Source organism: Nocardia sp. NBC_01499 (genome assembly GCF_045040275.1).
Taxonomy (GTDB): domain Bacteria; phylum Actinomycetota; class Actinomycetes; order Mycobacteriales; family Mycobacteriaceae; genus Nocardia.
In genome coordinates this window covers 8,563,366-8,575,402 of sequence record NZ_CP109426.1, presented here as the reverse complement: position 1 = coordinate 8,575,402, position 12,037 = coordinate 8,563,366, and the positions used below count along the sequence as shown (strand labels likewise).

Sequence of the window (12,037 nt, the reverse complement as noted above, 5' to 3'; positions counted from 1 at the left end):
CCGCCGCGCACGTAATCGCTGGCAATCTCGTGCGCGGCCCGAGAACAAGTACGCGGAACGCGCCAGCTCGCAGACTCGCAGCGAGCTGGCGGTGGACCACATGGCCGCGCGACGGTGACCGGATCGGCGTGTGCGGCGGCGAACGCCGTTGGGCCGCACGCGTTGTGCCGCCGCGCACGTAATCGCTGGCAATCTCGTGCGCGGCCCGAGAACAAATACGCGGAACGCGCCAGCCCGCAGACTCGGCAGCGAGCTGGCGGTGGCCACACGACCGCCGCAACGGTGACCAGATCGGCGTGTGCGGCGGCGAATACCGTTGGGCCGCACGCGTTGTGCCGCCGCGCACGTAATCGCTGGCAATCTCGTGCGCGGCCGCACAATGTGCGCGCGGGTGCGGTCAGCTCAGAGCAGCGGCTTGATTTCGGCGGCGGCCTCGGCGCCGTAGGCACCGGCGAGGCGTTCGAGGGCGGATTCCTTGTTGAGGGTCCACTCCTGGGTGCCCATGGTTTCCAGGACCAGGACCGCGATGAGGGAACCGAGCTGGGCGGAGCGCTCCAGGCTGAGGCCCGCGGTGTGGCCGGTGAGGAAACCGGCGCGGAAGGCGTCGCCGACGCCGGTGGGTTCGACCTTCGTGGTCTCGGGGACGACGCCGACGGTGAGCTCGGTGCCGTCGCGGTCGACGATGTGCACACCGTCGGCGCCGAGCGTGGTCACCCGGATGCCGACGCGCTGCGCGATCTCGGCCTCGCTGAGACCGGTCTTCTGCAGCAGCAGCGCCCATTCGTACTTGTTCGTGAAAAGGTATGCGGCGCCGTCGATCAGCTGCACAGCCTGGTCGCCGTCGAGGCGGGCAAGCTGCTGGGACGGGTCGGCGGCGAACGGGATGCCGAGCTCGCGGCACTGGGCGGTGTGCACCAGCATCGCCTCTGGGTCGTTGGCGCCGACCAGCACGAGATCCAGCGAGTGCGTCTTGGCGAGTTCGCCGATGGAGATGTCACGGGCTTCGCTCATCGCGCCCGGGTAGAACGACGCGATCTGCGCCATGTCGTCATCGGTGGTGCAGACGAAACGCGCGGTGTGCGCGCGCTCGGAGATCAGCACGCCGGAGCAGTCGACACCGTGCGATTCGAGCCACTGGCGGTACTCGGCGAAGTCGGCGCCGACGGCACCGACGAGCAGCGGCGTGCGGTTCAAAAGCCCCATGGCGTAGGTGATGTTGCCTGCGACGCCACCGCGGCGGATCTGCAGATCGTCGACGAGGAAGCTGAGCGACACGTGGTCGAGCTGATCGGCCAGCAGTGCGTCACGGAACCGTCCGGAAAAACGCATGAGGTGGTCGGTGGCAATGGACGCGGAAACAGCGATGGACACGAGGCTGGCCCTTCAACGGTAGGCGGCAGGCGGTGAAGACCGGGAACGATGTCCCAACATCACCGTACCAATGTTGGCGGAGGGCTCCGACCCCTCAATGCGGGGGACAAGGTCGGCGAGATGCCCGGCGGCGCGCGATCGTTGGGCCGAAGTGTCGTTCTCGACGATTCGGCGAGACGCCCGAATCCTTACGAAATCTGACGCTTCGGCGCCGGCCCGTCGCTCCAAAACCAGCACGCTCGCTCCCCCGCTCGCTGCCGCCCTCGAACGGGACATAGTGGCGGCAAAGTGCGAGTGGCGCCGCCATCGTGTCCCGTTCGGCGCGGTGCGTCGCCGGTTTGGTTCCGCTTCGGGACCGGCGCATCGTGAGTTGCCTAGCGGGGCAGGAGGGCGTGGGCTCAGCACTGGCGGCGGCGCGGCGGCTGGCAGCGGTGCAGCGGCTGGCAGCGGCGCAGCGGCTGGCAGCGGCGCAGCGGCTGGCAGCGACACGGCAGCGGGCGGCGACACGGCAGCGGGCGGCGACACGGCGGCACGGCGGCTGGCGGCTGGCGGCGGAGCTGGTGTCGCCGGTTTGGTTCCGCTTCGGGACCGACGGATCGTGAGTTGCTTAGCGGGACAGGAGGGCGTGGGCTCAGCACTGGCGGCGGCGCGGCGGCTGGCGGCGGCGCAGCGGCTGGCGGCGGCACGGCGGCTGGCAGCGACACGGCGGCTGGCAGCGACACGGCGGCTGGCGGCTCGCAGCGACACGGCGGCTGGCGGCGACACGGCGGCTGGTGGCGGAGCTGGTGCGGGACCCCGGCACTGCTCAGATGCGCCGTATGGCAGTAGAAAACGCGCAAACCCCACGTGCAAACTTCTCACGTGGGGCCGGGCTGTTATGCGGTGAACCCGCTTGCGACGAGGCGGACGGGTTCGGTCAGTTGAAGGAATCGCCGCAGGCGCAGGAGCCGGTGGCGTTCGGGTTGTCGATGGTGAAGCCCTGCTTCTCGATGGTGTCGACGAAGTCGATGGAGGCACCCTGGATGTATGGGGCGCTCATCCGGTCGACGGCCAGCTTGACACCACTGAATTCGACGACGATGTCGCCATCGAGCGAGCGGTCGTCGAAGAACAGCTGATACCGCAGGCCGGCGCACCCGCCGGGCTGCACGGCGATGCGCAGCGCCAGGTCGTCGCGACCCTCCTGGTCCAGCAGCGCCTTCGCCTTGCTGGCGGCAGCGTCGGTCAGCACGGCACCGTGGGTTTCGGTGGCGGTCTCGTTCTGCACAGTCATGAACTCTCCTCGAGGAACCTGTCGTCGACCCGTGAACAGCGCACGGGTCGTGTTGGTCAACACCACTCGGCGGGCTGCTATTCCCCCATCTTGCCACCACTGCGCCCCAAGGAACACGGCACCTACGTGACCCGCCACACCTGCGCGAATCGGACCGCATTTCCCGCCGCGTATTCCATCGAATAGCCTGGTCGATGTGAAATTGTTCCGTCGCGGCGAGTCCAGCACCACCGACGCGGCCGCCGATCAGACGGCGGTCGTGGACGGCGGCTCGGCCGCGGGCTCCACTCGCACGGCGGTCACCGCCACCGCGGGCAAGGGCCGTCCCACTCCGAAACGCCGTGACGCACAAGGCAAGCGCCGTGGCCCGATCGCGCCAGCACCGCTCACCGCGAAGGAGGCCCGCGCCCGGCGCAAGGCCACTCGCGGCAGCAGGGAGGAGCGCAAACAAGCCTCCGCCGAGCGCAAGGCGGCCGTCCAGGATCGGCGCACGCGCATGCTCGCCGGTGAGGACAAGTACCTGTTGCCGCGCGATCAGGGGCCGGTGCGGGCGTTCGTCCGAGACATCGTCGATGGTCGGCGCAACCTGGTCGGCCTGTTCATGCCGATGGCGCTCGTGCTGATCCTGTCGATGTTCGTGGCGCCCGCGCTGCAGACGATCGTCACGCTGGCGATGCTGGTGATGATGTTCTTCATGATCGCCGAGGGTTTCCTGCTCGGCCGGATCGTGAACGGGCGGGTCAGGGAGCGTTTCCCGGACAGTGACGACACCGGGTACAAGCTCGGTTGGTACGCGTTCGTGCGCGCGTCGCAGATCCGTAAGATGCGGGCGCCGAAGCCGCGCGTCAGCCCGGGAGACGCGATTTAGATCGGTCGCGGGCCCGATTAGTGGATTGCGCTGCGTTAAGCGCCATTGACAGTCAACCTGGTTGCCCCGTACATGATTGCGGCCCGGCTCGTGGATACGAGCCGGGCCGCTGCCGGTTGTGGGGACACGGGGTCAGATGTTGGTGGTTCGGCCGTGCATCGCCGACAGGTCGGCCCGCATGCGCTGCGCGTCGCGGTCGGTGACGTTGGACGAGCCCGCGGGTGCGGAGTAGTGGGCCACCAGGCCGGCGAAAGCGAGGATGACTGCCATGGTGATCAGAAAAGTAATCATGGCAGTAATTTTGCGCTCGGTGAGTTACCGCCGAAAGTGGCTGGACTGACATAGTCCGTAAAGATTCAGCCACTACACTGTAGGCATGCTGTCGAAGGTCGCCGTCGTACTGTCCGAGCGCATGGCCATGTTCGAATTCGGGGTGCTCTGCGAGGTTTTCGGCCTCGACCGGACCGCCTACGGACTGCCCGCCTTCGATTTCAAGGTCTGCGGCGCCGAGCCAGGCAAGCCGCTGCACTCCAGCACTCCTGGCATCACGCTGACCCCGGAGTTCGGGCTCGAAGAACTGGCGAAGGCGGATCTGGTCGGCATTCCGGCCGCCGCGTCGAAAACCGCGTTCGATCCGCGCATCGTCGACGCGGTCCGGGATGCCGCCGCGGCGGGCGCGACCGTCCTCACCGTCTGCTCGGGCGCGTTCCTCGCCGGCGCGGCCGGGCTGCTCGACGGACGCAAATGCACCACACACTGGGGCTACGTGGACGAGCTCGCCGCGTTGTACCCCGAAGCCACCGTCGACCCAGACGTACTGTTCGTCGACGCGGGCAACCTGATCACCAGCGCGGGCACCGCCGCGGGCATCGACGCGTGCCTGCACCTCGTGCGCCGCGAACTCGGCAGCGCGGTGGCCAACGCGATCGCGCGCCGGATGGTCGTACCGCCCCAGCGCGACGGCGGGCAGCGCCAGTTCATCGAACGACCCGTCGCCACCTGCACCTCCGACAGCCTCATCCCGACCCTGGAGTGGATGAACGAGAACCTCGACCTCCCGCACACCATCGAAGACCTCGCCGCCCGCTCGACCATGTCCACCCGCACCTTCGCCCGCCGCTTCGCCGCCGAAACCGGAACCACCCCGGTGAAATGGCTGACCAACCAGCGTGTCCTGCTGACCAAACAACTCCTCGAGGAAACCGACCTCGGCCTCGAGCAAATCTCCACCCGCGCGGGTTTCGGCTCCGGCGCCCTACTGCGCCACCACTTTCAACGCCTCGTCGGCATCGCCCCCACCGAATACCGCCGCCGCTTCGGCGCTATGCCGGAAGTAGTCGACACCCCCGCCTGACAAGTCGCACCCTTTCTCGGATCTGCACCGCCAGCAAGGGGTGTGGAGGTCGCCGAGGGCGCGTCGTTCAAGATCATGGGGAACTGATGGCGGAGATCTCTCGAACTTTGCCGCCACCAGTTCCCCATGATCTTGAACCGTGTTGGCGACACTCGCTGCTGGCAGGGTCGGCGGGCGCGTCGAGGGAGATTGATACCGTGCTGACGTGTCGCACAGTGCCTCGTCGGTGGAGTCGCGCCGGATCCTTGTCCTCGGCGGCGCTCGGTCGGGTAAATCGGCCTATGCCGAGGAGTTGGCCACCACGGCGAACGGATCGGTCCGCTATCTCGCGACCTCGATTCCCGACCCCGCCGACCTCGACTTCGCCGAACGCATCGCCACACACCGCGACCGCAGGCCATCCGACTGGACCGTTATCGAAAGTGCCGACCCAGCAGCCGTTCTCAGTGCCCCCGCCCACGAGGGCACGACGCTGATCGATGACATCGGCACCTGGCTCACCGCCCGCATCGACGCCCGCAGCGCCTGGGAATCCCCGCGCGGCACCGTCGCGCCCGACGCCGATGCCCTGGTCGCCGCCGTCGCCGCCTACCCGGATCGCCTGGTCATCGTGAGCCCCGAGGTCGGCATGGGCATCATCCCCGCCACCCGCTCCGGCCGCCTGTTCCGCGACGAAATCGGCACACTGAACCAACGCCTCGCCCAAGCCTGCGACGAAGCATTCCTCGTCGTGGCCGGACTCCCTATGCGCCTCAAGTGAATCGGCACTTACTCGTCGCGTCCCACCGCACAAGTACGCAGCCCACGTCCCACCGCACAGGCCCGGCAGCGCGCACGTGGGCGAAGACACTGGCGGGTTGGGGCGGCTGGTGTGCGAAGTGATGCCAGCGGCGGGCAAGATTGATCGGCGTATGAATGTATGGACCGTCCTGACCGGAAAGGCTCGACAGTGACACACGGATTTGGACCGGTGACGCCTCCCGACGCGCAGGTTCGGGCGGCGGCCGAGCGACGGCAAGCGCAGTTGACCAAACCCGGTGGGGCGCTCGGGCGGTTGGAGGAGCTGGGTAACTGGGTGGCGGCGTGTCAGGGTGTGTGCCCGCCGAAGCAGTTCGAGCGGGCTCGGGTTGTGGTGTTCGCCGGAGATCACGGCGTTGCGCGACACGGGGTTTCGGCGTATCCGAGCGAGGTCACCGCGCAGATGGTCGCGAACTTCCTCGGTGGTGGCGCGGCGGTGAACGCGCTCGCCGTGGTGGCGGGCGCCACCGTTCGGGTCGCGGACATCTCCGTCGACGCCGACACCGATTCGCTCGTCGCCAAACACAAGGTGCGCCGTTCCAGCGGGTCCATCGATCGCGAGGACGCGCTCACCGCTGAGGAGGTCCAAGCCGCGCTTGCAGCGGGTAAGGCGATCGCCGACGAGGAGATCGACGCGGGTGCCGACGTGCTCATCGCGGGCGACATGGGCATCGGCAACACCACCCCCGCCACGGCTCTCATCGCGACGCTCACCGACACCGAACCCGTTGCCGCCGTCGGCCGTGGCACCGGCGTCGACGACGCGGGCTGGGCGCGTAAGGTCGCCGCGATCCGCGACGCGATGCGCCGGGCTCGTCCGATCGTCAAGGATCCGGTCGAACTCCTGCGCGTCGCCGGGGGCGCCGATATCGCCGCCATGGTCGCGTTCCTCGCGCAGGCCGCTGTTCGGCGCACGCCGGTCGTCCTGGACGGGGTGGTTGTGACCGCCGCAGCCCTGGTCGCCGAGGACCTGGCCGCGGGCGCGTCGGCCTGGTGGCTCGCGGGGCACCGCTCCACCGAACCCGCCCACAACCTGGCCCTGCAGCGTCTCCGCCTGGAACCGCTGCTGGATTTGAATATGCGTCTCGGTGAAGCGTCCGGTGCGCTCACCGCGCTGCCCATCCTGCGCGCGGCGGTCGCGGCGCTCGCGGAGATGTCCACCTTCGCCGAAGCGGGCGTGAGCACTGCTGACACTGACACCGCCGAGAACACGGAACTCACGGTCCCCGCTGACAACACGGAACTCACGGCCCCTGCCGACGACGCGAAACTCGCCGTGCCCGCCGAGGACGCGAAACTCACGGTGCCTGCCGAGAACACGGAACTCACAGTGCCCGCCGCAAATGCGAAACCTGGCGTACCTGCCAACACCGCTGCGGACACGAAACCCGCTGTGCCCGCGGCAAACACGGAACTTGCCATGTCTGCCGACACCGCCGAAAGCACCAAACCCGACACCGCTGACGTCATGAAACCCACTGTGCCCGTGGACACTCCCCCGGACTTGCGGAAATGACGGACCGGCCGCCGCTGATCGAAACGCCCGCCACCCAGTCTGGCGAGCCCAACGGCGGCCACGTCGATTCCCTTGCAGCACAACACTTTCCCACGCACCCTGGCCGACATCGACCAGACGCGCCAGTTCGATCATGGCGGCCAGCATGCCGCTGATCAAAACGCCCGCCACCCAGTCCGACGAGCCCAACGGCGGCCACGTCGATTCCCCTGCAGCACAACACTTTCCCACCGCACCCTGGCCGACATCGACCAGACGCGGCAGCTCGATCATGGCGGTCAGCACGCAGCACTACGACCCGGGTCCGCAGGGATGAACGGGCTGCGGCTCGCGCTGTCCTGGCTCACCGTCTTCCCGGTACGCGGGCCGGAGAGCGTGGATCGGACGGCGGCCGCGCGGGCAATTGCGTTGGCGCCGTTGGTCGGTGGTCTGCTCGGTGCGGGAGCGGCCGCGCTGCTGTGGGCGCTGGTCTGGGCGGGGGCGAGTTCGGTGCTTGCCGGGCTGCTGGTGGTCGGGGCGTTGGCGTTGATCACGCGGGGCATGCATCTTGACGGGCTCGCCGACACCATGGACGGGCTCGGCAGTTACGGCCCGCCCGAACGAGCCAGGCAGATCATGAAAAGCGGCGGTGCGGGCCCCTTCGGTGTCGCGGCCATCGTGTTCTCCATTGGCGTCCAAGCCTTTTCGTTCGCCGCACTGGCCGAGGCTGACCGCTGGTTCGCCGTCGCCCTCGCGGTCACCGTCGGCCGCGTCGCGGTAGTTCTCGCCTGCCGCAAGGGAATCGACGCCGCGCCGGACGCCAACTTCGGCTCCCTCGTCGCAGGCACCCAACATCCACTCACCGCCGCCGCATGGTCCGCCGCAGCCCTCGCCGCCGCCATCTTCGCCACCCCCGACCGCTGGCAGGGCCCTCTCGCGATCCTCCTCGCCCTAGCCGCATCGACCGTCCTTATCCGCCACTGCGTCCGCCGATTCGACGGCCTCTCCGGCGACGCCCTCGGCGCCACCATCGAACTCACTGTCTCCCTCACCGCCGCCACCCTGTCCTTCGCCCTCTGAACGCCTTTCATGATCAACGGGACATGACGGAGTCGCCACGCGCACTTCGCCGCCACCATGTCCCGCTGGTCGCTCACTGCGGACAGTCGACACCAGCATCTACTCGCCACTCGAATGACTCCGGTACCGCCTGGGTTCATGATCAACCGGGACGTGGCGGCCACTACTCGGGCGATGTCGCCACCACTGGTTCAGATCTAGATGGGCGGATGTCCAGGTTTTCGGCGGGGCGCCGATCCGGCTCAGCAAACGATTTGCGGCTGCGGCGCGCGGATCGTCTGGGTCGGGCAATAAGGTGTGCGGTATGTCTTCTGAGCGCCTGTATTTTCGCCAGCTCTTGTCGGGGAGGGACTACGCCGTCGGCGATCCGATTGCGACCCAGATGCGGAATTTCGCGTATCTGATCGGCGATCGGGAGACCGGCGAGTGCCTGGTCGTCGATCCGGCGTACGCGGCGGGCGATCTGGTCGACATCGCCGAGGGTGACGGGCTACGGCTGACCGGGGTGCTAGCGACCCATCACCATCCGGACCACGTCGGTGGGACGATGCTCGGGTTCACCCTGAGCGGTGTGCGCGAACTGCTCGAAAAGATAAGCGTCCCAGTGCATGTCAACGCACAGGAGCTCTCCTGGGTGGCCAACGTCACCGACATCGCGCCGAGCGAACTGACCGGCCACGAACACGGCGACAAGGTCAGCGTCGGCACCTTCGACATCGAACTGCTGCACACCCCCGGGCACACTCCAGGCAGCCAGTGCTTCCTGTTGGACGATCGGCTCATCGCGGGCGACACCCTGTTCGTCGACGGCTGCGGCCGTACCGACTTCCCCGGCGGCGACTCCGACGAAATGTTCCGCAGCCTGCGCTATTTAGCCGAACTGTCCGGCGACCCGGTCGTCTACCCCGGCCACTGGTATTCGGAAGAGCCCTACGCCCCGCTCTCCACTGTCCGGGACAAGAACTACGTAATGCGCCCCAAAACCCTAGACGAGTGGCACATGTTCATGCCCAGCTGAGTCGCACGTGGGTGGACATCTAACGCCAGCCCCAACCTCGAGCCATCCACAGCGCGTCATGAGCATCGGGGGCCAAGTCACGCGGACATGCTCATGCCCAGCCAAGTCACACGGACATGCTCATGCCTGGCTGAGTCGCGTGAGCATGCTCGTGCCCTGCCGACTCACGCGGGCACGCTCATGCCCTGCCGAGTCGCACTTGGGTGGGCATCCAAACGCCAGCACCAACCGCGAGCCATCCACAGCGCGCCACGAACACCGGAGCCGGGTCACGTGGACATGCTCACGCCCGGCCAACTCACATGGACATACTCACGTCCAGCCGGGTCACTGACACTCAAATGGGCATCTCTCGCCGAGGATCAACCCAGGCTCAAGCCCTCTCCGACGCGCCAAGACGACAGAAGCCGCGTCGAATAGGCACGCCCGGCCAGTCATGCGGGCGCGCTCACGCCCAGCCAAGTCGCACGGCTACGCGCACGCCCAGCCGAGTCGCGTGGACATGCTCACGCTCACCCAACTCACATGGACGTACTCACGCTCGACCGAGTCACTAATACTCGAGTGGGCATCTCTCCGCCCAGGGCAAACTCGAGCCCTCTTCGACGCGCCGATACCACGGAAGCCGCGTCGAATAGACACGTCCATGCCCCTTGAATTGAGCGACACACCAGCGGACATCCGCCAAGTAGCGACCCGCTCGAGCCATCGATAGCCCGCCCCGGACAACAGCGCTGAGTCGAGTGGCAGACCATGGGCCATCACTCGCCCCTCGCGAACCCGGCTCGAGCAGCGCGCCCCCGATGATGGGTAGCCGGGCGAAGGGTTGCGGGCGTGGCCAATCGCGAGAAAGGCCCCGCGATGGTGTGCCACTCGCGAACTACATTCCGCGCATCCACCCGTGGATGTCGGCGAAGGTCCCGCGCTGGATGCCGGTGAGGGTGTCGCGCAGCGCCATGGTGACCTCGCCGGGCTCACCGCCGCCGATGGTGAATTCGCCCTCGGCGGAGCGGACCCAGCCGACGGGGGTGATCACCGCGGCGGTGCCGCACGCGAAAACCTCACTGATTTCACCGGATTCGGCACCCTTGCGCCATTCCTCGACCGACACCTTGCGCTCCTCGACCGGGTATCCGGAGTCGGCGGCGAGGGTGAGCAGCGAGTCGCGGGTGATGCCGGGCAGCAGCGAACCGGACAGCTCGGGGGTGACAAGCCGCGCCTCGGAGCCGGAGCCGAAGACGAAGAACAGGTTGTTGGTGCCCATCTCCTCGACGTAGCGGCGCTCGCACGCGTCCAGCCAGACCACCTGGTCGCAGCCCTTTTCCGTCGCCTCGGCCTGAGCGAGCAACGAGGAGGCGTAGTTGCCGGCGACCTTGGCCTCGCCGGTGCCGCCGGGTGCGGCGCGCACGTACTCGGTCGACAACCACACCCGCACCGGCTTGACGCCGCGCGGGAAGTAGGCACCGGCCGGGGAGGCCATGAGCAGGTACTTGTAGCCGGAGGCCGGCTTCACGCCGAGCCCGGCCTCGGTGGCAAACATGAAGGGGCGCAGGTACAGCGAGTCCTCGCCGCCCGCGGCGGGCACCCAGTCGCGGTCCACCTCGAGCAGCTGACGCACGGATTCGATGAACAGTTCCTCCGGCAGTTCGGCCATCGCCATCCGGCGGGCAGACCTGCGGAAGCGCGCGGCGTTCGCGTCGATGCGGAAGCAGGCGACGCTGCCGTCGCTGTGCCGGTACGCCTTCAGTCCCTCGAAGATGGCCTGGCCGTAGTGGAAGACCATCGTCGCGGGGTCGAGGGCAAGCGGGCCGTACGGCTCGACGCGTGCGTTGGTCCACTCGCCGTCGATGTAGTCGATCGAGACCATGTGGTCGGTGAAGAACCGCCCGAACCCGGGCGCCGCCAGTACCTCTTGTACCCGCTGCGCCGGGGCGGGCGCGGGATGCGGGACACGGGCAAACTGTGCAGCAACGGTCATGCGGTCGATCCTAACCAAGCCACTTTCAAGCTTTGCGGCCGATCGGCCACCGCACCGCAGAACTTCCCGTCACCCCAACCACTCGCGCACCAATATGCACCCTGCGTCCCAATTCGCCCCAGGAAACCGCACCGGCCGATACGCACCCTGCCCACTCAGCAACCCGCCACGCCGCGACCGCCTGAGCGACACGCCGTGTCGCGCCACGCCGCATGCGCACACCTCGGCGACAACAGTTCGCATGCGATCCAACGAGCCCTGGAACTCGCCGCAACGCACAGCAGCCACACACCATCCGGCCGCAACGCACAGCAGCCACACACCATCCCGCCACAGCGCACAGCAACCACACACCATCTGACCGCAGCACACAGCAGCCGCAGACCGCCTGACCGCCTCCACACCTGCTCGCGGCACACCGCGTGTATCACGACGCCACATCGCCGCGCTCGCCGCGCACGATCTGGACTTGTGCGTGGGGCCGCCACAACCCTCACCAGCAACTGGCCAGGACACGAGAGAAGCTCGATGCGCCACAGATTGCCCGGCGGACGGGCCGGCGATCAGTCCGAGCCACACACCTTCTGCGATCCCACACGCTGACTCGCCTCGCGGCACAACGCGTGTATTACGACGCCACATCGCCGCGCACGATCTGGACTTGTGCGTGGGGCCACCGCAACCCTCACCAGCAACTGACCAGGACACGAGAGAAGCCTCGATGCGCCACCGATTGCCCTGCGGACGGGCCGGTGATCAGTCCGAGCCACACACCTTCTGCGATCCCACACGCTGACTCGCC

The 12,037-nt window shown here is 67.8% G+C and carries 11 protein-coding genes and 1 pseudogene; 8 read left to right on the top strand and 4 right to left on the bottom strand.

Features of this window, described 5'->3' with window-relative positions; all coding sequences use genetic code 11:
• Window positions 1-402 precede the first annotated feature (402 nt).
• Entirely contained in the window at window positions 403-1,371 is a 969-nt protein-coding gene (locus OG203_RS39070; RefSeq protein WP_405162224.1) for a carbohydrate kinase family protein, read from the bottom strand.
• A 392-nt stretch (window positions 1,372-1,763) separates the two neighbouring features.
• Here OG203_RS39070 and OG203_RS39065 point away from each other — a divergent pair, with 392 nt between their 5' ends.
• Window positions 1,764-1,973, top strand: a complete 210-nt coding sequence (locus tag OG203_RS39065; RefSeq protein ID WP_405162223.1) for a hypothetical protein — start codon at window positions 1,764-1,766, stop codon at window positions 1,971-1,973.
• 314 nt (window positions 1,974-2,287) lie between these two features.
• Here the strand turns inward: OG203_RS39065 and OG203_RS39060 are convergent, their stop codons facing one another.
• Window positions 2,288-2,644: an iron-sulfur cluster assembly accessory protein gene (locus OG203_RS39060; RefSeq protein WP_069165132.1), complete on the bottom strand. Its 357-nt coding sequence runs from the start codon at window positions 2,642-2,644 to the stop codon at window positions 2,288-2,290.
• 259 nt (window positions 2,645-2,903) lie between these two features.
• Between OG203_RS39060 and OG203_RS39055 the strand changes: the two genes are divergently transcribed.
• The gene (locus OG203_RS39055) at window positions 2,904-3,512 is read left to right on the top strand and encodes a DUF3043 domain-containing protein (protein WP_405168136.1); all 609 of its coding nucleotides are present in this window, start codon (window positions 2,904-2,906) and stop codon (window positions 3,510-3,512) included.
• Window positions 3,513-3,644: 132 nt separating this feature from the next.
• On the opposite strand, the gene OG203_RS39050 is transcribed toward OG203_RS39055, so the two are convergent.
• On the bottom strand, window positions 3,645-3,803 hold the full coding sequence (locus OG203_RS39050) for a hypothetical protein (protein WP_405162222.1): 159 nt from the start codon (window positions 3,801-3,803) through the stop codon (window positions 3,645-3,647).
• A gap of 85 nt (window positions 3,804-3,888) precedes the next feature.
• Here OG203_RS39050 and OG203_RS39045 point away from each other — a divergent pair, with 85 nt between their 5' ends.
• From OG203_RS39045 to OG203_RS39020, 6 genes and pseudogenes are all read left to right on the top strand, one after another.
• A complete protein-coding gene (locus tag OG203_RS39045) occupies window positions 3,889-4,866 on the top strand; it encodes a helix-turn-helix domain-containing protein (protein WP_405162221.1) in 978 nt (325 codons plus the stop codon).
• 205 nt (window positions 4,867-5,071) lie between these two features.
• Window positions 5,072-5,626: a bifunctional adenosylcobinamide kinase/adenosylcobinamide-phosphate guanylyltransferase gene (gene cobU, locus OG203_RS39040; protein ID WP_405162220.1), complete on the top strand. Its 555-nt coding sequence runs from the start codon at window positions 5,072-5,074 to the stop codon at window positions 5,624-5,626.
• Window positions 5,627-5,785: 159 nt separating this feature from the next.
• A pseudogene (cobT, locus tag OG203_RS39035) lies at window positions 5,786-6,898 on the top strand (nicotinate-nucleotide--dimethylbenzimidazole phosphoribosyltransferase); the annotation flags it as partial.
• A gap of 415 nt (window positions 6,899-7,313) precedes the next feature.
• The gene (locus OG203_RS39030) at window positions 7,314-7,496 is read left to right on the top strand and encodes a hypothetical protein (protein ID WP_405162219.1); all 183 of its coding nucleotides are present in this window, start codon (window positions 7,314-7,316) and stop codon (window positions 7,494-7,496) included.
• Window positions 7,493-8,239 (top strand): adenosylcobinamide-GDP ribazoletransferase, encoded by a 747-nt coding sequence (locus OG203_RS39025; protein ID WP_405162218.1) that lies wholly within the window; start codon window positions 7,493-7,495, stop codon window positions 8,237-8,239. Before OG203_RS39030 ends, OG203_RS39025 begins: the two co-directional genes overlap by 4 nt.
• 304 nt (window positions 8,240-8,543) lie before the next feature.
• The gene (locus OG203_RS39020; protein ID WP_405162217.1) at window positions 8,544-9,257 is read left to right on the top strand and encodes an MBL fold metallo-hydrolase; all 714 of its coding nucleotides are present in this window, start codon (window positions 8,544-8,546) and stop codon (window positions 9,255-9,257) included.
• Between the two features lie 880 nt (window positions 9,258-10,137).
• Here OG203_RS39020 and OG203_RS39015 read toward each other — a convergent pair.
• Entirely contained in the window at window positions 10,138-11,235 is a 1,098-nt protein-coding gene (locus OG203_RS39015; protein WP_405162216.1) for a branched-chain amino acid aminotransferase, read from the bottom strand.
• Window positions 11,236-12,037 lie beyond the last annotated feature (802 nt).

Coding starts and splice junctions, on each gene's coding strand:
- OG203_RS39015 (WP_405162216.1), bottom strand. CDS start 11,235: ATGACCGTTGCTGCACAGTTTGCCCGTGTCCCGCATCCCGCGCCCGCC.
- OG203_RS39060 (WP_069165132.1), bottom strand. CDS start 2,644: ATGACTGTGCAGAACGAGACCGCCACCGAAACCCACGGTGCCGTGCTG.
- OG203_RS39045 (WP_405162221.1), top strand. CDS start 3,889: ATGCTGTCGAAGGTCGCCGTCGTACTGTCCGAGCGCATGGCCATGTTC.
- OG203_RS39030 (WP_405162219.1), top strand. CDS start 7,314: ATGGCGGCCAGCATGCCGCTGATCAAAACGCCCGCCACCCAGTCCGAC.
- OG203_RS39020 (WP_405162217.1), top strand. CDS start 8,544: ATGTCTTCTGAGCGCCTGTATTTTCGCCAGCTCTTGTCGGGGAGGGAC.
- OG203_RS39050 (WP_405162222.1), bottom strand. CDS start 3,803: ATGATTACTTTTCTGATCACCATGGCAGTCATCCTCGCTTTCGCCGGC.
- OG203_RS39025 (WP_405162218.1), top strand. CDS start 7,493: ATGAACGGGCTGCGGCTCGCGCTGTCCTGGCTCACCGTCTTCCCGGTA.